Origin of the sequence: Lentibacillus cibarius, from assembly GCF_005887555.1 — a bacterium.
Classification (GTDB): Bacteria; Bacillota; Bacilli; order Bacillales; family Amphibacillaceae; genus Lentibacillus; species Lentibacillus cibarius.
Genome location: NZ_VCIA01000001.1, coordinates 2,135,269 through 2,158,659 on the forward strand (window position 1 = coordinate 2,135,269; position 23,391 = coordinate 2,158,659).

The window sequence follows — 23,391 nt, forward strand, 5'->3', positions numbered from 1 at the left end:
TCGTATAATTGGGGACAAGGGGGGGAGGAATCACCATTACTTATTTCAATTTACTTGGTCTATTTATTATGCTTATTACCATCATACTGCTTTTTATTTTTGTTATTAAATTATTTTTGTTTTTTATTAAAAAGAAGCCATTTCCTAAAATAATTTTAATTGCCAGTCTGATAGGAATCATTGTGGTGTCTATACAAGCTGGATATAATAAGTATTTTTTTACATTTAATGACGATGAAGGTGAATTTTACAAAGGACCTGTGAATTCTCCGACAGATAAATATACTGCCAATGCTTACTATATGCCATATGGTGGCGCTGCAGGTGGAGTGAATTTATGGGTAGAAATCAGTTATAACGATGAGGATGATAAAACGAAAACTGTTTACTATAGTGAGGCAAATAGCAACTTTTCTATGAAGTGGACAAATGAAGCAACTTTACACATTAAAAATGAAGAACCTAGGTTTCCAAAGTCAAATAGAAGTATTAAATTGAATGTTGAAAATGAGATTTATCATGATAGAGGTTTAGCTTGTCAAAGTTGGTTGATGAAAAGTGAGTATGAAACATGTTACCAAAAACAATAGCTTATTGAGGTAATAAGGCAACATAAATAAACCGAAAAAAGTCCGGATAGATTATCCGGCTTTTTTCGGTATTAAACTGACTAAGGATACAATTTGTTAAATGATTTAACTTAACTACTGCAATATGATAACTTCTCACTTAAGCGTTTGTTTTAGATTGTTCTTTTGCAAATTGAACAAAATAATCCAACGACGCTTCATTGCTTAACGACCCTTTATTTACAACCGCATCAACTGGTTTGCCCATCAGTATCTTTTTAATCGGTATCTCCAGTTTTTTGCCGTTCAAGGTTTTCGGCAAATCAGGAGCCTGGTAAATACCACTTGGCACGTGTCGTGGTGAGCATTGTGTACGGATTTGCTTTTTGATTGTTCTCTTTACGTCTTCAGTCAGTTCTTCGCCATCTTTCATCAACACAAACAACGGAGTATATGAATCGCCGTCATCTTTAGGAACATCGACAATCAGACTGTCACTTACTTCACTGACATGGTCAACGGCACGATAGATTTCGCTTGTGCCGATTCGAATGCCACCGCGATTGATGGTAGCATCTGATCGTCCGTAGATCACACACGTTTGCCGATTAGTGATTTTTAAATAATCTCCGTGTCGCCAAATACCCGGGAATACGTCGAAATAGCTGTCGTGCAGGCGACTGCCGTCAGGGTCATTCCAGAAGTAAATTGGCATGGATGGGAATGGTTCGGTCAGGACAAGTTCGCCGACTTCCTCGATTTGTGGATTGGCGTTATCATCAAAGCTTTCAATTTTAGCTCCCAGGCCGCGACATTGCAGTTCACCAGCATAGACCGGCAAAATTGGCACCCCAAGGATAAATGCTGTGCAAACGTCGGTTCCACCGCTTACCGAAGCAATCCAAAGGTCATTCTTTACATGGTCATAGCACCATTGGAATCCCTCGGGCGGCAGTGGTGAACCGGTCGAGCTGATGCTTTTAAGATGACGTAAATCAAACGCCTTGCCTGGTTCCAATCCCTCTTTCATACAGCCGGTAATAAAACTGGCGCTGGTACCAAAAACGGTCATTTTCGTATCCTCGGCAAATTTCCATAGCATTTTTTTATCCGGGTAGCCTGGATTCCCGTCGTATAAAATAATCGTACTTCCGGTTAGGAGTGCACCGACAAGGAAGTTCCACATCATCCAGCCGGTTGTTGTGAACCAAAAGAAGCGGTCGCCTTTTCCCAAATCTGCATGGAATGTCAATGCCTTTAAGTGTTCTAGTAAAATACCGCCTTGGCTTTGGACAATTGGCTTCGGTTTACCGGTTGTTCCCGATGAAAATAGTATCCAGAGCGGATCGTTAAAATGAACATACTCGTACGTTAATGTCCCAGGTTTGCTGGTGGCATCAGCCCATAAGGTGACATTTTTTAACTGGCCGGTATCCGGATCGCTGTTCAAATAGGGGATAACGATGGTTGATTCCAACCCTGACAATTCCGCCTGGATGTTTTCCACGACAGAAGTACGATCGAAGTCTTTTCCACCATAGCGATAGCCGTCAACGGTAACCATCACTTTTGGTTCGATTTGTTTGAAACGGTCAATGACGCTTTGCGTTCCGAATTCGGGTGATGCACTGGACCAGATGGCACCAAGGCTGGCGGTTGCCAGGAATGCTACAATCGATTCATAGGTATTGGCGACATAGGCAGCAACACGATCGCCCTTGGTAACGCCAAGGTTTTTCATCGTTTGCTGCAAGGCGGATGTATCCTGGTAGAGTTTATCCCAGGTTGTCTCTTCTGTTCCGCGCAGCTCTGAGGCATGGATAATGGCTGGTTCATCGTCATTTCGATTTCTGAAAATATGTTCCGCATAATTAATTGTCGCTTCAGGGAACCACTTGGCTCCTGGCATGTCGTGTGACGATAACACAGTTTTGTATGGCTGTTTGGCCTGGATGTTAAAGTACTCCCAAATGGAAGCCCAGAAATCTTCCAGTTCCTCAACAGACCATTGCCAAAGTGCATGGTAATCAGTAAAGTGTTTGTTTTTATGTGTTTGAAGCCAATTCATAAAATGATAAACATTGGATTGCTGCTTTCGCTCTTCACTTGGCTCCCACAGCAGTGTTCCTTCTCTTATTTTACTCAAGTTTCCATTCCCCTCCCCTTTAGGTCTTCCATTATGACTATTATATGAAACCGTTTTCCATGTGTAAAGGTGGACCGTTCGTTTCTTTTGACTGGATGAAAAAATTTGAATGGGAGTTTAATAGATTCTTATGACGTTAGGGGGGATATTAGATCTAAGGAAATAAGCGTGGTCGTTGGAAGATAAATCATCAAAAAAATTTCCCCGAACATGGGCGGGGAAATAAATAGTAGGATTCAATTTCAGATGACAACCAGTGTAGTGGATGACGTTAATTATTTCGATCATACTCGGCAAATTTTACAAATGTATGTTCATCTTCAATCAACCCGCAGGATCCGCACTGTACTCGGTATGATGGACCATTATATTTTTGATGGAAAACCTCAGGCTGTTCATTTGAATAATTATTAATAACCTCTCCAGTTTGCGGATCTAATTTTACCGGATTGACAACCTGTTCAATAATGTTGAACCGTGATCGATTCGTTTTACAGTTTGGGCAAAGGTATTGTTGCGTCATGTTAGACACCTCCAACCCTTATTATGCCGGAAATTGATCAATATCATGTGTTAAATTTAGGGTAGGGATCGTCAAGAAAACCACTTTTTGACTTTTGCAAGGAAAGATTCTTTCGATGTCGTTTTTTTGTCGGTATCCTTTTCCGATTCCTGACTTTCCTCGATGAAAATATTTTCCTTATCAATCGCAAAGTCATATGTAAGTACTGCACCAATGTTGGTATCAGCGTTCTCGTTTGTAATGACCGAGTATTCAATATTATATTTATTAGCGAGTGCCTTTTCTTCTTTTAAGAACTTATATCCAATATGACCATTCAATAATAGTTTGGCACCCTTATTTGCTTGCATTGCTTCGTTGAGTTCCGAAAGCCCTTTATCGGACATGACCTGACCTTTTGTTAGTGCGATAACGACCCTTTCTCTGATGGTACCAAGAAATTTTTTTCGCTCTGCTTTCTTTGTTTGCCGTGTACCGTAAATTCCATCGGTCAGATAATCATCTACATTCTTCTTCGTCATGGGCCCTCCTCCACATCCTTCATAAATAATGATATTTCTATTGTAAGTCATGAAAAAGTGGTCTGCAAAATTCAATTCCTGCATTGAAAAGTGCCCTGGGGCTGCCAGGGCACTTTCGCTTATTTTTTTCGCTTATTTGCCCGTTTATATGACTTGTGGGCAGCGAACTCTTCTGCAAATTCCACTTCTTTACTGTCCGTTTTGGCATATTCAGGGGTCTGTGCCAGGCGTGCTCTTCCTCTGCGGTTTGTTTTGTGTTCATCTCTTCCCATCAGTAATCACCTCAAATCAAAAGTGACTTCATGTTTAGTATGACCGGAGTGGGACAAATGATGAGCGAATACTTGAAGAAATATTAGTCAATTCATTTCCGTAATTAAGATGTTTTTTTATGTCCTTTTAGTGGTATATGAGTATAGAAAGATTACTTTTAGCTGCAAATAATTGTATTTAATTCATCATATACTATGACAGTACAGGGAATCAATGATGAAAATTATTAGGAGGTATGCAGGTGGCTTTGAATATTACCCAAAAGTTGATTAAGGATCACCTTGTTGAAGGAAATATGAATCCGGGGGAAGAAATCGGTCTTAAAATTGATCAAACACTTACCCAGGATGCTACCGGCACGCTTGTGATGCTGGAGCTTGAAGCAATGAATCTTGATCAAGCCAAAACGGAAGCGTCCGCGCAATATGTTGACCACAATCTGATTCAGGAGGATAACAAGAACCCTGATGATCACTTGTTCCTTGAAAGCGCAGCCCATCGTTTTGGATTGCATTATTCAAGACCAGGTAATGGTGTGAGCCATCCCGTACATATGCAGCGGCTGGCTAAACCGGGAAAAACACTTCTCGGATCTGATAGCCATACGTGTGCCAATGGATGTATGGGAATGCTCGCTATGGGTGCGGGTGGTATTGATGTGGCCATGGCAATTGCCGGGGAACCGTTTTATGTAAAAATGCCAGAAGTGTGGGGGATTAAACTTACTGGGAAGTTGCCAGACTGGGTCAGTGCTAAAGATGTTATTCTAGAACTCCTCCGTAGGCACGATGTCAAAGGAGGCGTTGGCAAGGTTATTGAGTATTTTGGTCCCGGCGTTGAGGAATTAAGTGCTATGGACCGTCACGTTATTGCCAATATGGGAGCCGAATTAGGTGCAACTGGTACTGTATTCCCTTCTGATAAAGAAGTGAAGCGTTTCTTAAAAGCACAGGACCGTGAAGACGACTGGGTCGAGCTGACAGCTGACAAAGATGCAACGTATGATATTTTAGAGGAAATAGACCTATCTGAACTCGAGCCACTTATTGCAAAACCCTCAAGTCCCGGAAATGTCGTTCCAGTCAGAGAACTTGCTGGCACGCCAATCTACCAGTCCTATGTCGGATCATCGGCGAACCCGGGCTTCCGTGATTTTGCCATCGCCGCGGAAATTGTTAAAGGTAAAAGCATTGCAGACGGCGTTTCATTCGATATTAACCCAACCTCGAGGCAAATGCTGACCGATCTTGTTCAAGAAAGTCATATTGCAAGTCTGCTGCAGTCCGGTGCACGGATGCATCAGGCAGGATGTAACGGATGTATCGGCATGGGGCAGGCACCGGCGACGGGCAGGAACAGTCTCCGTACAACGCCAAGAAACTTCCCGGGACGGTCCGGGACCAAAGAGGATAGTGTCTTCCTATGCAGTCCAGAAACAGCTGCAGCGTCTGTTCTAACAGGAAAAATCACTGACCCACGAACAATTGGAGACGATTATCCGAAAGTAAAAGAACCGAAACATGCGGAGACGAATATGGATTTGCTCGACGGACCATTACCATATGAAGAAGCAAAGAATGTTGAGCTTAAGAAAGGGCCAAACATTGCATCGATCCCGGCAATGGATGAGATGGCGGATCGTATGGAATTACCAATATTGCTGAAAATGGGTGACAATATATCGACTGATGAAATTCTCGCGGGTGGTGCACGGGTGCTTCCATACCGGAGTAACTTGCCCGAGATTAGCAAGTTCACATTTGAAATTGTTGATGATACGTATTATAAACGTGGAAAAGAAACAGTTGATAAAGGCGGGCACGCAGTTGTCGCCGGATATAACTACGGACAGGGTTCAAGCCGTGAACATGCTGCACTTGCCCCGAGATATCTCGGTTTACGTGTAGCATTGGTGAAAGACTTTGCTCGAATCCACTGGCAAAATTTAGTTAACTTTGGTGTGCTTCCATTAACATTTGTTAACGAAGAGGATTATGAAAAGCTTGCTTCAGGCGATGTACTTGTATTGGAAGATTTACGGAAAAAGATTCAAGAGGGGAATGAATTCTCCGTTTCTGTAAAAGATAAAAATGAACAAATTCAAGTGAAACATAGCCTGTCTGAACGCCAGATTGAGATTATGCTCAAAGGAGGCATTATCAACTGGGCTAAGGACCGGCAATAAGGAGGTTGCGCAGTGGATCGAGCATACACGTGTAAAGCCTGTGATGGAACAGGAATGCTCTCGGATGATGAAGGCTGGCAATATCAGTGTAGCGTATGTCATGGAGATGGCACGTATGATGTAGATGATATTTCCAGCTCCGCCCGGGTCATGTCGGTTGATGAGAATAACCGGATACTGGATTGAAAAAACTGCCTGTTTTGCAGGCAGTTTTTTATATGGATACGGAAAAACACCAGACATAAAAAAGGAATCGGATGAACCGATTCCTTCCTTTTGCGCGTTAATGTGGCATCGTACCTTGAATTGGCGCATAGCTTTGTTGAAATGCCTGCATGTCCTGCTGCTGTAGCTGTGGTACTTGATAATATTGGTGTTTATTTTGATAAAGAAATACTTCATAGGCCATTTCAATCAAGTTCGGAACACTGTCCGCCAAAACACGGCGCAACACTGGATTAGTCATTTCGAGTGATGCCATCGTAAACGAAGAAGCTGCTGATTTTAATGAATCCATCATGAAGCCGGAAATGGTTTGATCGTTTAATTCATTAGCAGACTGCATCGGCGTTGATGGCTGTGCAGGAGGCTGCTTACCATAAACGACATCATTACTTTGATCCATCTTATACGATTGCGTGTCCACAGCGGGATCCTGTCCGGTCTGGAACGTATCAAGGATAGTATTGTACAGTTGGCCGCAGAACGCTCGGTGTTTCTGTGACATTGTTTGCAGTTCTGGGTCTTGGATGTTCTGTTCTAAAATGACACACTGGTCTACTGCGCTTGTAAGTGATGACAATGCTTCATGTGCATCAAAGATATCATGACCGCCAAAATGCTGCTGTGGTGGCAGTTGGGCTGTGTTCGTGAAATTTTGTTGCTGTTGGTTTTGCATCAACATTACCTCCTAAAAGTATTCGATATTAGTTTGAGCAGACGCTAGCTGATTATGTGCGCAACGTTTGCACTGTTTTTTACCAATTTTTCAAGGATGTTCTTCATTAAACAATGTTGAACAGGTATAATTTAGGAATGAAAACAGTTGGATAATATAGAAGGAGTTGCTTGAAGTGTCGCAATCAAATAACAAAGAAAACATTGAAGTGTGGGAAGACCTTGTCCGCATTAAGGACCTGGTCATAAGTCTCGTTATTTGCAGCGGGACATCACTTGGTGGTTACCTGATTGCACCTGCTGATCGAGAGCCGCTTATATTTGGGCTGGTTGGTGCTGTAACAGGGTTTATCATCAGTTCCATTATCATAAGACCAAAACGGACATTCCATTACACAGAAGAGGAGTAGACATATGGATATTGGATTAATCATGCAAATGACCATGGCGGCAGTGTTTGGTGCGGCGCTGTATACCATTATCGGGATTGCCCCGGGCACGGATGAAACCGCCGTTCTTGCTCCGGTTACATTACTGCTGGTCGTTTCCGGACTTGAACCAATTATTATTTTGACGTTTTTTATTGCTGCCATTGTCGCCAAAAAGCTGACTGATTCTATTCCAGTAGCCATTGCAGGAATTCCCGGTGGTGTGATGTCAGCACCAATGGTTGAACACGCCATGGTACTGAAAAAACACGGAAAACCGGATATAAGCATAAGGAAAATGGCATCCGGTTCAGTAATTGGGACGATTATTTCGGTGCCGCTCAGCCTTATTTTGGCAACAGCCTTAATACCGCTTGCTGATGTCATTGAGCAGTATTCCAGTCAAATATTTTTCGCCGGGGCTGTTTTCCTGGCACTGATGACAAAAAATCGCTGGTTTGCCTTAATATCAATTGTGCCCTTCGCATTTATTATTCAGGGACTGCGTAATCTATACTGGGAGATTGGTGTTGTTCCCCAAGATACGACCGTCTTCACATCATTTTTCCTCGGGATTACGATCGGCCCTGTGATTTTAAAATTGTTTGAACTATTGATTGGGAACGTACGAAGAAACATGCCGCGTTACGGTGTAAAAGAAATCAGCATGGCAAAAACCAAGGCTGAAAAAGGCTTTCCGAATCCATTTAAACTATTGAATAGAAACGAAGCGATCTCAAGTGCTGTCAGTTCTGTTTTCGGGGTTGTCACTTTTTTCATGAGCCCTGTCGGCATGACGATATTTTTAGGTGAAACAATTACGAGCCGAATTAAGGATCCGGTGAAGCGAGCCTCACGGGCAATCTCAAGCATGGACGGGCTTACAAATGCAGCGTATCTTTCCGGCATATTAATTCCGTTAATTGCAATCGGCTATCCGCTTTCCCCAACAGCGCTGGGACCAGGTCATGCGTTATTCAATGCGCCGCCGGTCTTCACGTATGAGCATAATTTACATCACTTGCTGTCCATGAATGAGTTTGTAATAGCTACTGTCATCGGGGCGGCTGTTGCAATCATCATCACCTTTTACATCACTATAAAGTACGCGCAGCCGATTTGTGCATTTGTATTTAAATATATTCCGCATGAAGCGATGCTTGGATTGTTTTTTGGTCTTGTGCTTATGCTGGCGTATATGGATGCAGGCGCACTTAATATCGCCGGTGTACTGTTGATTGGCCTGGTCGCAGGGTTCCTTCATAGAAGAGGTGTCAATTATGGTGTGCAATTTATGACGCTTTATGCTGCACCGTGGCTCGTGTCATTGTTGTTTTAGAAAGACAGCACAAACTAGGCTATTTTTTGAAACCGAATCGTATGATCAACGGCCACGTTTTAGGAGGATTGCTGTGAACAAAAGGCTATGTTTTTTATTGTTAATGACAATCGTGTTGTTGGTTGTTGCCGGTTGTAGTGATCATCGTGAAAATGCCAAGGAGGATGCTGCCATGAACGGAAAATGGACAGGATCAATCGAGGTGTCTAATCAGTCGCTAGCATTTATTGTAAACTTGAAAAAAGATGACGAATGGACAGGGACCATCAGTATTCCAGCTCAAGGTGTTAAGGATTACCCGTTGTCTTCTGTTACCGTAGATGGAGAACAAGTGTCATTCTTCATGGAGATCCAAGGGGAGCAGCTTTCCTTTAGCGGTACATTTGCCAATGAGTCGATTGCAGGAAACTTTAGTCAGCGTGGACAGACGTTTTCATTTAAATTGACGAAAGGCAGCCCTGTTAAAGAAGATGATGGTAATTTTCTCCATGTGGAAACGGATAAAGGTACACTCTATGGCGAAGTAGAACAACCTGATGGGCAGGGGCCTTTTCCAGTTATGATTATCATTCCAGGTTCAGGGCCAACTGACCGTAATGGGAATTCCAGTGGTGTTCAGGGAGAAAATAATAGCCTGAAAATGCTGGCAGAAAGGTTGGCGGAACAGGGAATCGCCAGTGTCCGCTACGATAAACGCGGTGTCGGAAAAAACGTAGAGGCCGCCATTCCAGAAAATGAGCTTCTGTTTGATCAGCTTGTGGACGACGCAGTGGCTTGGACGGAGCTGCTCGCACAGGATGATAAGTATGCAAACATTGGTATCATTGGACATAGCCAGGGGTCGTTAGTTGGCATGCTGGCAGCACAGCAGGGAGATGTAAACACATTCATTTCGCTTAGCGGCGCCGGCCGTACGATTGATCAAGTGCTTTATAGTCAACTACAATCCCAATTACCTGATGGTTTGCTGCAAGAAGCAAAAGACATTCTTGGGAAAATGAAGCAAGATTATCAAGTACAGAAGAATATAAGTCAGGAACTGCAGAATCTTTTCCGGCCGTCAGTACAAGACTTCTTAGCATCATGGATGGCGTATGATCCGAGTGAAGAAATTGCTTCCTTGGATATGTCGGTCCTGCTGGTCAACGGTGGTCGTGATTTACAAGTGCCGGTTAGTGAGGCAGAGTTGCTTCGTAAGGCAAAACCTGATGCTGATAGGTTAGTCCTTGAAAAAATGAACCACGTATTAAAAGAAGCACCAGCTGCTGAACAGGGAAACAAAGAAACATACGGTAATCCGGATCTTCCGTTGGCGGATGGTTTGGTGGATGGAATCGTCGGCTTTTTAAAAGAAAATGACTTTGAGGCAGAAAGGGGAGAAAAAAATGGGGGATAAACAGCCGATTCGGCTCGATGAACGTATTCATTTGATTGATGCTTTTGATTTGGGTGTACCGGAGCGCACTGGTACATATGTGATTGATGAAGATGAACTGACGCTAGTTGAAACTGGGCCAAGTCCATCAGTGAAGTATATCAAAAAAGGCTTGGGTGAGCTTGGCTTTTCGCTGGAACAAGTGAAATACATCATCGTGACCCATGTCCACCTCGATCATGCGGGTGGGGCTGGACTTTTATTGCAAGATTGTCCTAATGCAACCGTTGTGATACATCCAAAAGGGGCGAGGCATTTAGTGAACCCGAAAAAGCTTGCTGCGGGGGCAAGGGCTGTATATGGTGACAGTTTCAGTGATTTATTTGATCCAATTGTGCCAGTGCCTGAAGATCGGCTGCTTGTTAAGGGTGACGGTGAAACACTTAATGTTGGAGATAACTGTACATTGAAATTCCTGGATACACCGGGGCATGCGCGTCATCATTTCAGTATTTATGATCCGATCAGCAATGGTCTGTTTACCGGTGACACCGTGGGTATCCGTTATCAGCAGCTAGTCCGGGATGGGATTGATTTCTTCTTGCCGTCAACATCACCGAACCATTTTGACCCAAGCGCGATGCATGCATCCATTAATCGTATCCGCCATATGAATCTGGATAGGATTTATTTTGGCCATTTCGGCATGACGGAAAAAGTGAATGAAGCGCTTATTCAAGTTTCCGAATGGCTGGATGTTTTTGTGGAGATTGGTGAAAAAGTTGTGTCAGAGGAAAAAGGCTATGATGCACTGGCATCTAGCATGCTGGAACGCGTGAAAGAAACATTGCACCCGCTAGATGTCCCTGATAACCATGATGTTTACGTATTGATTAATTTGGATATGCAGGTAAGCGCACTGGGTATTATTGATTATTTTAAGAGAGTGAAGTAGGAATGACAGGTCAAGGCTCCACACATAGCCGGTTCAAGGGCCTGTCCCCATGGTTCGATAATCACGTAAAGGAGGGCGGTGTTCCTCTGTAGTATTTGAATCGGGGAATGACCATATCGGATGAAAATCATAACTGTTGTGCTACAGGTTGCGTTGTTATACGCTTTTTATATCGCTGGTAATTTGCTACAGAATCTTTTGCATTTGCCTATTCCGGGTAGTATTGTTGGATTATTGCTTTTATTTGCCGCTTTACTGTTGAAGATATGGCCCATTCAGTGGATTGAAACGGGATCCGTCTTTTTATTGAATTATTTACCGCTGTTATTTGTTCCTGCCACTGCAGGTGTAATGAATTATCTTGGTCTTTTTGCCGGCCGTACCGTTTGGCTTTTTGTCGTTACCATCATCAGTACCCTGCTTGTCATGATTTTTACTGGCCACACGAGCCAATTATTGACAAAGTTTAGGGGGAAGCGAAAGGAGAAAGCGGAATGCAAGAAACAATTATCGGAATCGTCTTCATCATAGCAACGGTTCTCATGTATCTCTTCATGAGTCGTTTATACCATCGTTTTCGTTTACCGATTCTTATTCCTGCTTTAACAACGACGTTTGCCATTGTACTTATGCTTTTGCTGTTAGGGGTACCATATGATACCTATATGATTGGCGGGCAATGGATTGATACGTTGCTCGGCCCGGCCATTGTATCGCTTGCTTATCCCTTGTACAAACAGCGGCATCTCTTGGTTAAAAATCTGTATCCGATTTTGGGTGGTGTAGTAGTCGGCTCCCTTACCGGCATTTCCAGTGGTCTTTTGTTGGCGCAGTCGCTTGGTTTTAAAGAGGAGCTGCTTTTTTCTCTTCTGCCTAAATCGGTAACGACCCCCGTTGCGATGCAAATTGCTGATGGGTTGGGTGGCTTGCCATCACTTGCTGTCCTGTTTGTTATGACAGCAGGGTTTACGGGTGTCGTCGTTGGACCTTATATTCTTCATTGGTTCAGACTTGATAGTTCATTGGCAAAAGGAATGGCTTTCGGCAGCGCATCGCATGCTATAGGAACATCCAAAGCCGTTGAATATGGTGAATATACGACATCGGTAAGCTCTGTTGCCATGACGTTAAGCGCCATTGCCTGTTCTGTTTTCGGCCCGTTGATTGTGTTGTTGTTCTATGCTTAATGCACGTAGGTTTGTATTCGCTTAAGTGTCACAAAATCCGCTGAAGTTCACAATTATTAGGCTGAAACGCATTAAAACTTATAAGACAATAAACAATACCTGTCATGTGTAGTGGCAGGTGTTTTTTTAATCTATCCAATTTCAAAGAATACTTGTTTTAAGTCATTCAAATGGATCATAATACAGTCTCAGATTGTCAATTATTTTCATTTTTTCCCCTGTTTTGCATGCTCAAGACAAATCTTTGTAATTTCGGCTAAGCGACACAAAAGATATATAATGCGACGCAGTTATTGAAGTCTTTTCTACGACGATTTTTCGCCCGCCGTCTGGGATCGCTCCGGGCGGATGCTTTCCGCGGGCATGGCTTCAGCCTCCTCGGAAGAAAACCACTTCCTGCGGGGTCTTCGACGCACAGGACGTGCTAGTGCAGGCGTTGCGACAGGACGTCGCGAACTTAGCCTGCCTACCTTTTCCCGCAGGAGTCACCGCCCTCCGCTCACCCGGACTAGTAAGGTAGCGTCCCTTGTTTATCTACCCGATTCCTGCTTCAATTAATAAAAACAGCTTATTTACCATCTTCCGTTCGCATAAAGGTCAGCAAGGCGAAAAATACAAAACTTAAGAGCAATATCGATCCGCCGACAATAAAGAATACGGTCACAAATCCATCAGCCAAGTCAAATGGCCGTAGATAGTAGAGCCACATACCGACTGTAAGTCCGATTGCTCCGATAATGGCAGACCAGACATGTAGGGTGGCCACTATTGTCTTTGCCGGAGTAAAAATTTTGTAGTAAACGGCCCACGCAAACAGAGTCAGCCAGCCGACAACCAGAATATGGGCGTGGATAGTTTTAAAGGCCAGACTGCCCGCTCCGGCCATATGGGAGCCGAGGAAGGCGCCAATTAATGCAAAAACAGCTGAAAACCTGAGCAATGTTTTACTGTACTTTTCCAAATTCATTCTCTCCCTTTGTAATGAGAAACATCGTCATTTCCTTTTATTTGAAAGATGCTGCTTTTTTTGGATACATTGCCGAGATTGCATGTTCAATCCGGGTAGTTGCTTCATCCAAATTAGCTGCATTAATTTGCTTTATTTGATCAGCAGTGTATTTTTCCGTTGTATGTTGATAGCGCGGATCATAGTAATAGTCAAGCAGTTGCCGGAAAGCGTCGTTGTAGTGACCTTTTCGCAAATCGTCCTCAATTTGTTTGGCAACCGGTGTATGGATGCGTTTTTGTATGTGACTGTATGCTTCCATAAATGCATCCGGATGATTCCATGGTTGATAGTCGTCCAGAATGTTTTGGATGCGCTGTTCGATTGGCAAATCAATGAACAGCTGCACACTTTGTTCCTTTTTCTCATAAAGAAAGCTTGGGATACTGACTTTGCCGATACGTTTACTTTCACCTTCCACTAATACAAACGGTTCATCCCAGTATTGATGTATTGCGTGAACCAGGCGGGAATCAAACTTTTTCTGATTCGCTGGCTCAACGCCAATATGACCGAAAATGGACCCTCTATGACCAGCCATTCCTTCGAGGTCAATGACCGGGTAGCCTTTCTCCCAAAGGCGGTGCAGGATTTTTGTTTTGCCAGTGCCGGTATTTCCGTTTAAGACGACAATATCCGGCGGGAATGCTGCTTTTTCCAATTCGTTTACAACCCATCGCCGATACGATCGGATGCCACCCTGCAGCCTATTAACGTCAATGCCCATGAAGTCAGTAAAAGTGGCAGCGGCCCTACTACGCATACCGCCGCGCCAGCAAAATACGACTTTAGGTGTGTCGATTTGTTCAAATTTATTAACGAAGTCCGGCAGTTTGGCAGACATAATCTCCAGTCCGCGCTTTTTTGCAGCTTGTTTGCCTACTTGCTTATAAAGGGTACCGACTTCGGCCCGCTCGTCATCTGTAAACACTGGTATATTAATACTCCCTGGGATGGTTCCTTCATGGAATTCCTTTGGCGAACGGACATCAATCGCGGTGAGCTCGCCCTTGCGTTGTTTTTCAAAAAACTCCTGTAGCGTAATATCTTGAAACATAGATGAATCGCTCTCCTTAGTTATTCGATCCTGATATGTCCATTATTGCCATCGGTCACTTCGCCTATAATGCTTGTCTCGGCATCATACAAATTCATATCTACCCCATTTTAGCACACAAAGGATAGATTTGTGTTTGAATGCATTTCATAAGAGGGTGCCGATTTTTCTTCGGTTGACACTTAAGTGTATTAATCATATAATACAGAGCATAGGTTGTATTAATCACTTAATACACATTGGTCAGTAAAAGGTGTCACCAAGAAATTGGGGGTATTTTTTTAATCTTAGTGTATTATGCGATTAATACACTGGTAGACATCCGATGTAAATAGGAGCTGGGCGTATGAATGTACATTTTAATAAACGCGATCCGGTCTATGTGCAGGTGATCCGCCATTTTAAGGAGCAGATTGCAACCGGCGTGTTTGAGCCGGGGCAGGAGATTCCCTCAAGGCGGGAGCTGGCAAACCGGCTGAAAATAAATCCGAATACTGCACAACGCGCATATAAAGAAATGGAGGAAGCGGGTTTGATTTATACGGAGCGAAACTTGCCGAGCAGAATTACGAAAGATGAAAAGGTGCTACGTGCAGTCAGGGAGGAATTGATTGACGAAGCAGTAGATACATTTGTTCACTCGATTCGTTCCATTAATGTATCAGCTGATGATGTGCTGGATCGAGTCAAGGAAAAATTTGAAACAGACAAGGATACAAGGGGGTACGACAATGATTGAAGTGAAAGACGTGAAGAAAAAATTTGGCCGTAAACACGTACTAAAGGGTGTTTCCTTCACGGCCAACAAAGGAGAAATTACTTGCGTTATCGGGATCAACGGGGTCGGTAAAACAACGATACTCAATGCGGTGATGAACCTGACGCCCCTTAATGGCGGACAAATCCTGATTGACGGAGAGAAAATAAACAAACACAGCTATGAAAAAATCACGTTCATTCCGGATGCCATTATGATGCTACCGAGCATGACGATTCGTGAGGCGATGCAGTTCATGGACGATTTTTACGACAGTTGGAATCAGGAACGCGCAACGGAATTACTCGGTTTTTTCAAATTGAAGGAAAACGAGAAAATCAATAACTTATCTAAAGGGAATCGAGCGAAAATCAATTTGTTGCTTGGACTGGCGCTGGATGTGGATTATTTGCTGATGGATGAGCCATTTTCCGGAATTGATATATTCAGCCGCGAGCAAATCGCCGACGTATTCACGAGCCATCTGGTGGAAGATCGTGGTGTGATTATAACGACGCATGAAATTAGTGATATTGAGCACCTGATTGATAAATCGGTGCTGCTGGACGACGGTATTGTTTTAAAAGAATTTAATACAGAAGATATGCGGGAAACAGAAGGGAAGTCAATCGTTGATGTGATGAGAGAGGTGTATCAGCAATGAATCGATTCGCGAAGCTAGTAAACTTTGAATTGGGGCGGTTTATGAAGATCTATCTTGTGCTCGTGGCCATGACTGTCGTTGTACAAGTTGCCGGTGTCATCGTGAAAGCAAATAAGTACATGTCAAAAGCCAATACAGCAATTTATGAGGAAATGCTTTCACGTGCGGAATTTATTGAGAGGTATGGCCAAATGGGGTTTATGGAAGTGACTCGCAGCTTATGGTTTATGGGGCCGATTGCGATATGTACAGCAGCTTTAATTTTCTATGTATTTATGATCTGGTATCGTGACTGGTTTGGGAAAAATACATTTATTTATCGTTTGTTGATGCTGCCGACAGCCCGGCTGAATGTTTATATGTCCAAACTGATTGCCATATTTTTAATGGTACTTGGACTGGTTTCCGTACAGCTCATCATCTTGCCGCTGGAAAACAGTGTGCTGAAGTGGCTGGTGCCAACGGATTTTAGATCCGATATGACCGTTAGCCAGATAATCAATGGAAACCCTTTATCTATACTCGTTCCACAAACTTTTACCGAGTTTGTTTTGTATTACGGTGCCGGCTTCATGGCGCTAACGATTGCATTTACAGCTATTCTGTTCGAGCGTAGTTTTAAATGGAAGGGGATCATCGCGGGAATAGGCTATGTTGCGATTTCAGTCGTACTGTTTATCGCGCCTGTGCTATCCATGCTGCTCGTTGGTCGTGATTATTTATACACGCTTGAGATACTTGGACTGGAGATTGTCATGGGAGGAATCGTGACTGTGATGTCTATTTGGGTCGGTAATTTCCTATTGAATCGAAAAATAACAGTGTGAAAGGAGAAATAGAAATGAAACGGTATTGGAGATTAATTGCAATCGTCACAGTTGTCGTTCTGACCGTCGGAACGTTTTATATGCAATCAGCATTATCAGCAAGCAGTTATCCAGAAGTCGTATTTGAAAAAATAAGTGGAAATGAGGACGAATTAAAGCCAGTCACATTAATTGGTAATTATCATGCTAGTCAACAAGGTATGGGTGAAAGTGTCCGCGTTACCACAGAAGATTCCAGCTATAGTGGGGAACAATCATTTTTTGAGCGCATCCGGGGAGGGTTCTACAGCCAGGATATCAACCAGCTACAGGATAAGTACCGCGGCTTCATGCGCGGCAAAAGCGGGAATATCGCATCTTACCTTGAAACAGATAATACCTTTGCATATGCAAAAGTAATTAACCAGTTTATAGATGAAACTGGAAATAACATGGCATTTGATATTGCCGTTTTGGATAAAGAAACTGACGAAACGACATCCTTTACAGTACCGGTGCCAAATAGGGCAATGTATACACGCGTTTACGTGGAAGATGTGCAACTGATCGATGGAGAGTTGAAGGTGATAACGCAAAATTATTCGAAGGACGGTGCAGATGCAAAATATGTCTACAGTTTTAATCTCTCCGAACAGGATATCAATGGAGAGGAAAAAATTGCAGCCGCTAACCAGGACGAAAACACACGCGTCCATATCAGGATATTACCGAGTTCGGATATAAAAGCCGCCCATAACTATGTCGTATATGCAAAGACGGAGGAACCAATTGTACGTGAACATGCAAATAATCAGACGAATAGTGCGGAAAAGCGGGCTAGTAACAATAAACAGCTATATGTTATTTATAACCTGAAAACTGAAAAGAAGAAAGCCGTGACACTTCCAAAGGCGCTGTCAGGTAAAGAAACTGTCATGTATAAAGACACCACCCTCTATTTGCGGGACGAAAACAAAGTGACATTATACAATTTAAAAACAGAAGCGGTTGAAGGCCGGACAAAACTGCCATCACAATCCAATAGTGCTAAGCAGGAGGCAACACGTCCGACCGTAAATATAGCAAATGGAAAAATATATATGCTTTCGATGCCGGCTGGAATGGTTGAGGGACACGCTCCAACGCTAACCGTAATCGATGCACAATCCGGTGATGTATTGTACGAAGGGAAAATGATTACGAAAAAGCCACTTAATGACGGTGAATCATTGTATTTTTCCGGTATGCAAATTCAATGACGAAAAGCCTGCTTCCTTAAAGGGAGCAGGCTTTTTATGCAGAAAGTAAGCAATTAAGGTTAACCAAGTACGTCAACACTCGCTAGGCTTTCGTTTTCCAATAACAAGAGAGGAAGCCCCCGTGCTTCACTAATCTGCCCAAAACGTTTCGGTATAGAACGGCTGGGCGTCGTCATTAAAAGCGACACCGATGACGAGTTTTTCAAAATTTGTTTTTAAAATATTTTTCCGGTGTCCCATCGAGTTCATCAAGCCTTCATGGGCAAAAATGCTGCTTGGTTGACCCGCTGCGAGGTTTTCTCCGGCCGTACGGAAGGAAATATTATCTTCCCGCATGCGGTCGAAAGGAGATTGGCCTGATGGGTTAGTGTGGCCGAAGAAGTTTTTTTCGGCCATATTGGTACTGTGACTGCGAGCTGTTTTTCTTGCTGATTGCTGCCAGGTAAGTGGGTTCAGACCACGGCTGACTCTAGCGGCGTTGGTTAGGTCGAATAATTGATATTCCAATCCCTTTTTCAGTTCTTTACTCGGCTTTCCGAAGTAGCTTTGCTTTTGCCGTTCAAGCTCATCACTGATGATTTGCACCGCTGTTACCGTGTTGCCTTCATGTTTGTCGTAAAAGATCGTTATATATTTATTATCCACATGAAACATATCGTATCCTTGCTTATTTTGCAGTCGGTAATTGACAAAGCCTTTGCGAATGCTATCCAGCGGCTTGTCGAACACCGAACGTACGGTGTCCTTGGAGGTTTCATAGGTGATTTCTTTTATAGATGGCAGTAGATTTTGGTTCGTGTATAACCCGGCCACCTTATTTTCACTATTATAAGCGACCATGATAAAATTTCGGTAGTTTTTATGATAAGTAACCCAATCGACACCATATTCATTCAACGACGACCGTTGTGGGGAACCTGTTTGCTGCTCCACGTCCGAGCGGCTATTGCCAAGTTGAATATCGTAAGCAGCGGAAGAATCCTTAGACGGCGTATCTTGTTGCGGCTGTTCAGGAACCGTTTGATTAGGCTTATCCTGATCTGATGTCATTTCGTTTAACTTATCTAGCAAATGTTGGACTTCTTCATTGATATAATTAACGGTGTTGATGACTTTCGGATTTTCTTTTAATTCGTTAAAATCCGAGCGCATTTCCGTGAAAACACCTTGAACACCCGATTGAGTGAACGTACTGCCATAAAAATGCCACAGTGTTCCGACGATAAGGATGAAAATTATGATGTTTCCGATCTTCCGCATAGACATTTCTCCTGTCACGGGGATAGTTGTCATTGTATTATAGCAGATGCGTCTGCGTTTACTAAATGTTAGTTTTTACGTAAGAAATTCTCTCCATCATGTTAAGGAAATATCCTTCATTTTCTTGTTTTGCTCTTTGACTTTCTTTAGAATCGATGGTTTGAATAAGTCAAGCAAACGCGATGATTGGGTAAATGTAAACAACAAAATAACCAAAGGCTGCGTGAACAGCCTTTGGTTGATTCCGTGTTTCTTAACCTGTTACAAACTGGGAAGAAGGAAGTGGTGTCACTGCATCAAGACACTGAATACCATTGAAAGTATTCAAGTCAACCGTGATGCAGATACCAGTTGCTATGAAGCCTCTAGCTCTTTCACCAGTGTTTTCAGAGAAGAATTCACAGACGTTATCTCCCTCATCGAACGTAACGTCTCCAGTTGAGTTGACCGGTGCAAGAAGTTCTAGTCTTACACAGCATTCGTTCTCATCAGTGAATTCCTTCGCACGCAGGATAGGGGACTGTAAGCAGTTGAAGAATGTTGCATTGGTGCCTGCAACAACATCCCGGTATACTCCGCTGGCAATGAACGGGTTACAGTCGCCTTCACAGTAAAGAATAAATGGAACGGTGTCAGGTCCGTTATTGTTATTGTTCATTTCCGGTCTAAGCAGATCCTGGATGGAGCCTTCACAGCTTGTTGTGCAGCAACCATCATTATTGTTGTTCACCTGATCTTGTGCCTCGATAATTTCCCTCACAATATTACATACACAGTCTGCCATAAAAAATCTCTCCTTTTGATAATTTTTGATGTTACATTAATACTCTATGTAGAATTGCGCTTTAAGGTTGTATACTAGTCTATTTCTATGAAAAATGAGCAATGTATCCAAATGTAGCGCTAGAATGTGTGCATAACTTAGGTTGAATGCTGATGCAAAAGGAAATTTGGGAGCATAGGATGAACTATAAATCGAAACAAGTCTTGTTAGATTTATACCACAACCCATGAATCTTGCAGGGAAAGTCAGCTGATCACTGGCTTTCCCGCTTTTTAATAGAATAATCACCTATTACATATAAAAACGTGGCTGGATGTATTTACTCATCCAGCCACGTTTTTATAGATTTTATCCAGTTTTTCCTCCAATAAATCCATATGCACAATTCGTGCTTCTCGAATGTGTTCTTTTCCTTCCACAAACACAAGGATGACCGGGACGGTGAAAATGGAAAAATGTCCGGCAACTTCTTTTACTTCATCTGCATTAATGTGTCCCAACTGTATTTCCGGGTAGTTTTCCATCAGTGTTTGTACCTGTGGCAGCAAACCGTGACAAACGCTACAGCCAGGGCGGGAAACATATAGTAAACTCAGGCGGTTGTCTTTCGTGAACAGATCGATTGCATCAATGGAGTGTAATTCAGTGAAAGAACGCATAATGACACCTCTTATGTATATTGTAAAAAATGTCCTAACGGTGAATGTTTTTTATCAGATGGGTCTAAATGGAGGAATAATGGTGTTAAAGGAAAGTATTAATACGGAAGTGAATTCATAGGAAGAACGGAGGAGGAGGGATTCGAACCCCCGCGACGCTTACACGCCCTAGCGCATTTCGAGTGCGCCCCCTTCAGCCGTACTTGGGTACTCCTCCAAAATGGTGCTGGTGAGAGGACTTGAACCTCCAACCTCATCATTACGAGTGATGCGCACTACCGATTGTGCTACACCAGCATGATTCATGCAACTTGTAAGTCCATAGAAAATAATAATATAAATTATTTATTTATGCAATGGATTTGACTGGAAAAAAGAGCTAAATCTTTTAATTCAAACCAAAAACCTTGATAGAAAGCCTATCGATCCCAAACCAGCACTAGAGCTGATCAACAGATAAAACTGTCCTTGATCTAATCCTTGGCTTTAAGTTGTGAAAAATCGGGAACAGTAAACGTGGAGGTGGTCACATGACGGTGGAAGGTTATATCAGATTGGGTTTGACGCTAGTTGTTTTGGTCGTATTGGTGATCATCCTCTACCGGTTTCGCGCTGGAAAAAGTAACCGGCGGCAAAGTTCCTTAGAAATCATGAAGGAACGGTTAGAGAAAGGTGAGATTACCGAGGAAGAATATGAAAAGGCCAGGAAAAAGCAGGGGAAATAAACAACTGCCACTTGCCGATTGTCTCGGCAAGTGACAAGTGTTTAGATACTATTTTGGATCAGTTGTTTGATAGCGTCCGTTTGTCCTTTATGAAACCAATCCACAATCCGGCTGCCGATAATCACACCGTCACAATGGGAAGCCAGTTCACGGGCTTGTTCCGGATTGGATACCCCGAATCCGGCCAGAACTGGTGTGTTGGTCATTTGCTTCAAGTTTTGCAAATAAGCTTTGACGTGACTGTCATGCCCAGCTCTGGCGCCGGTCGTCCCTTTGACCGAAACGGCATAAAGAAATCCCTCCGTACGGCCCGCTATGTCACGAAGCCGGTGATTCGGACTGGTCATCGCAGCCAGACGGATGCAAGAAATGGCATGCTCCTGTAGACAAGCAACAATTCCTGCTTCCTCTTCCATCGGCAAATCAGGGATGATGACACCACTCACCCCGGCACTCACGCAGTCTTTGGCGAATGATTCAATACCATAAACGTAAATAGGGTTGAAATAAGTCATTAGAATGACAGGAATCGTTCGTTTCGCTTTGAAGTTTGCCAGTGTTTCCAGGACGCTTGTTAAAGTCGTACCTCTTTCCATTGCCCGTTGACCGGCATCTTGAATCGTCGGGCCGTCTGCAACCGGATCGGAGAAAGGGATACCGAGTTCAACAGCTGCAGCCCCGCATTCCTGTAAAAATTCCAGCCGCTCCTCAAGTATATCAAGACCGCCATCACCAGCCATAATATATGGCACGATGATATTTTTGCCTGCCTGTCTTTTATTTGCCAGTGCTTGATCCAACGCTTCGTTACTCATCTGTAAGCCCCCCTAGTACATCTTTCGCCGACTCCACATCCTTATCTCCGCGTCCGGACAGACAGATAACCATCGACTCAGTTTCGTCCATTTGTTTTGCCAGTTTTGTTGCATATGCGACCGCATGCGCACTTTCCAAAGCAGGAATAATTCCTTCTGTCTGTGAAAGCAGCTTAAAGGCATCCATCGCTTCTTGATCGGTTATCGACGTATAAGTGACCCGGTTAATTTCGTGGAGGTGGCTATGTTCAGGGCCGACACCGGGATAGTCAAGCCCGGCTGAAATGGAAGTGGCTTCTTCAATCTGGCCATATTTATCTTGTAGCAAATGGGTCATCGTTCCATGCAGAATACCAGGCGATCCGGCAGTTAGCGTTGCAGCATGCTCGTTGGTTTCCACGCCGCTTCCGCCTGCTTCCACACCATAAAGCTTGACCTCCTTATCCTCCACAAACGGATAAAACATGCCCATAGCGTTACTGCCGCCACCAACACAGGCGATAACGGCATCCGGTAACTGACCTGTCTTATGACGGTGCTGTGTTTTTGTCTCGTTGCCAATCACGGATTGGAAATCACGTACGATTTTTGGAAAAGGATGAGGACCAACAACTGAGCCGATAATATAATGGGTATCTTCCACATTGCTGACCCAATAGCGCAATGCCTCATTGACCGCGTCTTTCAATGTTCCGCTACCATGTGATACACTTTCGACTTTGGCTCCAAGCAATTCCATCCGGAAAACGTTCAGCTTTTGCCGTCTGATATCTTCTTCACCCATGAACACGACACATTCGAGTCCAAGAAGAGCACAGACGGTGGCGGTCGCAACACCGTGCTGGCCTGCGCCGGTCTCGGCAACAACCTTCTTTTTGCCCATCCGCCGTGTTAATAAGGCCTGCCCGATCGTATTATTGATTTTATGGGCACCTGTATGGTTCAAATCTTCCCGCTTCAAATAAATGGATGGTCCGCCTAGTTCAGCAGATAGATTTTTGGCGTGATAAAGCGGGGTTTCCCGTCCCACATAGGTTTGTAAATAATCATTTAGTTCCTCTGTGAATGCAGCGTCCTGTATTGCTGCTTCATAGGCTTCTTCTAATTCAATAACTGCCGGCATTAACAATTCAGGCACAAACCTGCCGCCGAATTGGCCGTATTTTCCCTTTGCATCCGGAAATGTATAAGTTGTCATCGG

General features: G+C 43.5%; 26 protein-coding genes and 2 tRNA genes. 14 read left to right on the forward strand and 14 right to left on the reverse strand.

Features of this window, described 5'->3' with window-relative positions:
• Positions 1-8: 8 nt before the first annotated feature.
• The gene (locus FFL34_RS10325; protein WP_234031473.1) at positions 9-590 is read left to right on the forward strand and encodes a DUF5412 family protein; all 582 of its coding nucleotides are present in this window, start codon (positions 9-11) and stop codon (positions 588-590) included.
• A 139-nt stretch (positions 591-729) separates the two neighbouring features.
• On the opposite strand, the gene FFL34_RS10330 is transcribed toward FFL34_RS10325, so the two are convergent.
• The 4 genes from FFL34_RS10330 to FFL34_RS10345 form a co-directional block, all read right to left on the reverse strand.
• Positions 730-2,715 carry an acetoacetate--CoA ligase gene (locus FFL34_RS10330; protein ID WP_138603372.1) on the reverse strand — a complete coding sequence of 662 codons (1,986 nt, stop codon included), beginning with the start codon at positions 2,713-2,715 and terminating at the stop codon, positions 730-732.
• Positions 2,716-2,986: 271 nt separating this feature from the next.
• Complete coding sequence (locus FFL34_RS10335) at positions 2,987-3,238, reverse strand: DNA alkylation repair protein (RefSeq protein WP_138603373.1); 252 nt, start codon at positions 3,236-3,238, stop codon at positions 2,987-2,989.
• A gap of 71 nt (positions 3,239-3,309) precedes the next feature.
• Positions 3,310-3,759: a YueI family protein gene (locus FFL34_RS10340; RefSeq protein ID WP_138603374.1), complete on the reverse strand. Its 450-nt coding sequence runs from the start codon at positions 3,757-3,759 to the stop codon at positions 3,310-3,312.
• Positions 3,760-3,878: 119 nt separating this feature from the next.
• Entirely contained in the window at positions 3,879-4,031 is a 153-nt protein-coding gene (locus FFL34_RS10345) for a YfhD family protein (RefSeq protein WP_138603375.1), read from the reverse strand.
• Positions 4,032-4,273: 242 nt separating this feature from the next.
• Here FFL34_RS10345 and FFL34_RS10350 point away from each other — a divergent pair, with 242 nt between their 5' ends.
• Both FFL34_RS10350 and FFL34_RS18260 read left to right on the forward strand, forming a co-directional pair.
• Positions 4,274-6,217, forward strand: coding sequence for an aconitate hydratase (locus FFL34_RS10350; RefSeq protein ID WP_138603376.1), 1,944 nt, complete (start codon positions 4,274-4,276; stop codon positions 6,215-6,217).
• Positions 6,218-6,229: 12 nt separating this feature from the next.
• Complete coding sequence (locus tag FFL34_RS18260; protein WP_171046342.1) at positions 6,230-6,403, forward strand: hypothetical protein; 174 nt, start codon at positions 6,230-6,232, stop codon at positions 6,401-6,403.
• A 97-nt stretch (positions 6,404-6,500) separates the two neighbouring features.
• Here the strand turns inward: FFL34_RS18260 and FFL34_RS10355 are convergent, their stop codons facing one another.
• Positions 6,501-7,115: a spore coat protein gene (locus FFL34_RS10355; RefSeq protein WP_138603377.1), complete on the reverse strand. Its 615-nt coding sequence runs from the start codon at positions 7,113-7,115 to the stop codon at positions 6,501-6,503.
• A gap of 175 nt (positions 7,116-7,290) precedes the next feature.
• On the opposite strand from FFL34_RS10355, the gene FFL34_RS10360 reads away from it, so the two are divergent.
• The 6 genes from FFL34_RS10360 to FFL34_RS10385 all read left to right on the forward strand — a co-directional run bounded on the left by FFL34_RS10360 (position 7,291) and on the right by FFL34_RS10385 (position 12,398).
• Positions 7,291-7,524: a hypothetical protein gene (locus FFL34_RS10360; protein WP_138603378.1), complete on the forward strand. Its 234-nt coding sequence runs from the start codon at positions 7,291-7,293 to the stop codon at positions 7,522-7,524.
• A 4-nt stretch (positions 7,525-7,528) separates the two neighbouring features.
• A complete protein-coding gene (locus tag FFL34_RS10365; protein ID WP_138603379.1) occupies positions 7,529-8,881 on the forward strand; it encodes a tripartite tricarboxylate transporter permease in 1,353 nt (450 codons plus the stop codon).
• A gap of 73 nt (positions 8,882-8,954) precedes the next feature.
• Positions 8,955-10,277, forward strand: coding sequence for an alpha/beta hydrolase (locus tag FFL34_RS10370; RefSeq protein ID WP_234031474.1), 1,323 nt, complete (start codon positions 8,955-8,957; stop codon positions 10,275-10,277).
• On the forward strand, positions 10,267-11,211 hold the full coding sequence (locus tag FFL34_RS10375; protein WP_138603380.1) for an MBL fold metallo-hydrolase: 945 nt from the start codon (positions 10,267-10,269) through the stop codon (positions 11,209-11,211). Before FFL34_RS10370 ends, FFL34_RS10375 begins: the two co-directional genes overlap by 11 nt.
• 120 nt (positions 11,212-11,331) lie before the next feature.
• Complete coding sequence (locus tag FFL34_RS10380; RefSeq protein ID WP_138603381.1) at positions 11,332-11,742, forward strand: CidA/LrgA family protein; 411 nt, start codon at positions 11,332-11,334, stop codon at positions 11,740-11,742.
• Positions 11,706-12,398, forward strand: a complete 693-nt coding sequence (locus FFL34_RS10385; protein WP_138603382.1) for an LrgB family protein — start codon at positions 11,706-11,708, stop codon at positions 12,396-12,398. The genes FFL34_RS10380 and FFL34_RS10385 overlap by 37 nt, the downstream gene beginning before the upstream one ends.
• A 568-nt stretch (positions 12,399-12,966) precedes the next feature.
• Here the strand turns inward: FFL34_RS10385 and FFL34_RS10390 are convergent.
• Both FFL34_RS10390 and mnmH read right to left on the reverse strand, forming a co-directional pair.
• Positions 12,967-13,359 carry a hypothetical protein gene (locus FFL34_RS10390; RefSeq protein ID WP_138603383.1) on the reverse strand — a complete coding sequence of 131 codons (393 nt, stop codon included), beginning with the start codon at positions 13,357-13,359 and terminating at the stop codon, positions 12,967-12,969.
• 43 nt (positions 13,360-13,402) lie between these two features.
• Positions 13,403-14,461: a tRNA 2-selenouridine(34) synthase MnmH gene (gene mnmH, locus FFL34_RS10395; RefSeq protein WP_138603384.1), complete on the reverse strand. Its 1,059-nt coding sequence runs from the start codon at positions 14,459-14,461 to the stop codon at positions 13,403-13,405.
• Positions 14,462-14,807: 346 nt separating this feature from the next.
• Here mnmH and FFL34_RS10400 point away from each other — a divergent pair, with 346 nt between their 5' ends.
• Genes FFL34_RS10400 through FFL34_RS10415 form a run of 4 tightly spaced genes read left to right on the forward strand, consistent with a single transcriptional unit; the run spans position 14,808 to position 17,947 of the window.
• On the forward strand, positions 14,808-15,200 hold the full coding sequence (locus FFL34_RS10400) for a GntR family transcriptional regulator (protein WP_138603385.1): 393 nt from the start codon (positions 14,808-14,810) through the stop codon (positions 15,198-15,200).
• Complete coding sequence (locus FFL34_RS10405; protein ID WP_138603386.1) at positions 15,193-15,882, forward strand: ABC transporter ATP-binding protein; 690 nt, start codon at positions 15,193-15,195, stop codon at positions 15,880-15,882. The genes FFL34_RS10400 and FFL34_RS10405 overlap by 8 nt, the downstream gene beginning before the upstream one ends.
• On the forward strand, positions 15,879-16,709 hold the full coding sequence (locus tag FFL34_RS10410) for a hypothetical protein (protein ID WP_138603387.1): 831 nt from the start codon (positions 15,879-15,881) through the stop codon (positions 16,707-16,709). Before FFL34_RS10405 ends, FFL34_RS10410 begins: the two co-directional genes overlap by 4 nt.
• Positions 16,710-16,723: 14 nt before the next feature.
• Positions 16,724-17,947, forward strand: a complete 1,224-nt coding sequence (locus tag FFL34_RS10415; protein ID WP_138603388.1) for a hypothetical protein — start codon at positions 16,724-16,726, stop codon at positions 17,945-17,947.
• 129 nt (positions 17,948-18,076) lie between these two features.
• Here FFL34_RS10415 and FFL34_RS10420 read toward each other — a convergent pair whose 3' ends face one another.
• From FFL34_RS10420 to FFL34_RS10440, 5 genes are all read right to left on the reverse strand, one after another.
• On the reverse strand, positions 18,077-19,207 hold the full coding sequence (locus FFL34_RS10420; protein ID WP_138603389.1) for a CAP domain-containing protein: 1,131 nt from the start codon (positions 19,205-19,207) through the stop codon (positions 18,077-18,079).
• Between the two features lie 253 nt (positions 19,208-19,460).
• On the reverse strand, positions 19,461-19,991 hold the full coding sequence (locus FFL34_RS10425) for a CotY/CotZ family spore coat protein (protein ID WP_138603390.1): 531 nt from the start codon (positions 19,989-19,991) through the stop codon (positions 19,461-19,463).
• A gap of 323 nt (positions 19,992-20,314) precedes the next feature.
• Positions 20,315-20,650 carry a thioredoxin family protein gene (locus tag FFL34_RS10430; RefSeq protein WP_138603391.1) on the reverse strand — a complete coding sequence of 112 codons (336 nt, stop codon included), beginning with the start codon at positions 20,648-20,650 and terminating at the stop codon, positions 20,315-20,317.
• Positions 20,651-20,777: 127 nt separating this feature from the next.
• Positions 20,778-20,867 (reverse strand) — tRNA-Ser (locus FFL34_RS10435).
• A gap of 4 nt (positions 20,868-20,871) precedes the next feature.
• A tRNA-Thr gene (locus FFL34_RS10440) sits at positions 20,872-20,947 on the reverse strand.
• Positions 20,948-21,180: 233 nt separating this feature from the next.
• Here FFL34_RS10440 and FFL34_RS10445 point away from each other — a divergent pair.
• Positions 21,181-21,375 (forward strand): SHOCT domain-containing protein, encoded by a 195-nt coding sequence (locus FFL34_RS10445; protein WP_234031475.1) that lies wholly within the window; start codon positions 21,181-21,183, stop codon positions 21,373-21,375.
• Between the two features lie 41 nt (positions 21,376-21,416).
• On the opposite strand, the gene trpA is transcribed toward FFL34_RS10445, so the two are convergent.
• Both trpA and trpB read right to left on the reverse strand, forming a co-directional pair.
• Positions 21,417-22,190, reverse strand: a complete 774-nt coding sequence (gene trpA, locus FFL34_RS10450; protein ID WP_138603392.1) for a tryptophan synthase subunit alpha — start codon at positions 22,188-22,190, stop codon at positions 21,417-21,419.
• Positions 22,183-23,388, reverse strand: coding sequence for a tryptophan synthase subunit beta (gene trpB / locus FFL34_RS10455; RefSeq protein ID WP_138603393.1), 1,206 nt, complete (start codon positions 23,386-23,388; stop codon positions 22,183-22,185). Before trpB ends, trpA begins: the two co-directional genes overlap by 8 nt.
• Positions 23,389-23,391 lie beyond the last annotated feature (3 nt).

What these genes read in the sequence shown, in the direction of transcription:
- FFL34_RS10345 (WP_138603375.1), bottom strand. Translation starts at nt 4,031, where the DNA reads ATGGGAAGAGATGAACACAAAACAAACCGCAGAGGAAGAGCACGCCTG.
- FFL34_RS10380 (WP_138603381.1), top strand. Translation starts at nt 11,332, where the DNA reads ATGAAAATCATAACTGTTGTGCTACAGGTTGCGTTGTTATACGCTTTT.
- FFL34_RS10400 (WP_138603385.1), top strand. Translation starts at nt 14,808, where the DNA reads ATGAATGTACATTTTAATAAACGCGATCCGGTCTATGTGCAGGTGATC.
- FFL34_RS10340 (WP_138603374.1), bottom strand. Translation starts at nt 3,759, where the DNA reads ATGACGAAGAAGAATGTAGATGATTATCTGACCGATGGAATTTACGGT.
- FFL34_RS10355 (WP_138603377.1), bottom strand. Translation starts at nt 7,115, where the DNA reads ATGCAAAACCAACAGCAACAAAATTTCACGAACACAGCCCAACTGCCA.
- FFL34_RS10425 (WP_138603390.1), bottom strand. Translation starts at nt 19,991, where the DNA reads ATGGCAGACTGTGTATGTAATATTGTGAGGGAAATTATCGAGGCACAA.
- FFL34_RS10405 (WP_138603386.1), top strand. Translation starts at nt 15,193, where the DNA reads ATGATTGAAGTGAAAGACGTGAAGAAAAAATTTGGCCGTAAACACGTA.
- trpB (WP_138603393.1), bottom strand. Translation starts at nt 23,388, where the DNA reads ATGACAACTTATACATTTCCGGATGCAAAGGGAAAATACGGCCAATTC.
- trpA (WP_138603392.1), bottom strand. Translation starts at nt 22,190, where the DNA reads ATGAGTAACGAAGCGTTGGATCAAGCACTGGCAAATAAAAGACAGGCA.
- FFL34_RS10385 (WP_138603382.1), top strand. Translation starts at nt 11,706, where the DNA reads ATGCAAGAAACAATTATCGGAATCGTCTTCATCATAGCAACGGTTCTC.
- mnmH (WP_138603384.1), bottom strand. Translation starts at nt 14,461, where the DNA reads ATGTTTCAAGATATTACGCTACAGGAGTTTTTTGAAAAACAACGCAAG.
- FFL34_RS10335 (WP_138603373.1), bottom strand. Translation starts at nt 3,238, where the DNA reads ATGACGCAACAATACCTTTGCCCAAACTGTAAAACGAATCGATCACGG.
- FFL34_RS10420 (WP_138603389.1), bottom strand. Translation starts at nt 19,207, where the DNA reads ATGCGGAAGATCGGAAACATCATAATTTTCATCCTTATCGTCGGAACA.
- FFL34_RS10375 (WP_138603380.1), top strand. Translation starts at nt 10,267, where the DNA reads ATGGGGGATAAACAGCCGATTCGGCTCGATGAACGTATTCATTTGATT.
- FFL34_RS10415 (WP_138603388.1), top strand. Translation starts at nt 16,724, where the DNA reads ATGAAACGGTATTGGAGATTAATTGCAATCGTCACAGTTGTCGTTCTG.
- FFL34_RS10410 (WP_138603387.1), top strand. Translation starts at nt 15,879, where the DNA reads ATGAATCGATTCGCGAAGCTAGTAAACTTTGAATTGGGGCGGTTTATG.
- FFL34_RS10445 (WP_234031475.1), top strand. Translation starts at nt 21,181, where the DNA reads ATGACGGTGGAAGGTTATATCAGATTGGGTTTGACGCTAGTTGTTTTG.
- FFL34_RS10365 (WP_138603379.1), top strand. Translation starts at nt 7,529, where the DNA reads ATGGATATTGGATTAATCATGCAAATGACCATGGCGGCAGTGTTTGGT.
- FFL34_RS10430 (WP_138603391.1), bottom strand. Translation starts at nt 20,650, where the DNA reads ATGCGTTCTTTCACTGAATTACACTCCATTGATGCAATCGATCTGTTC.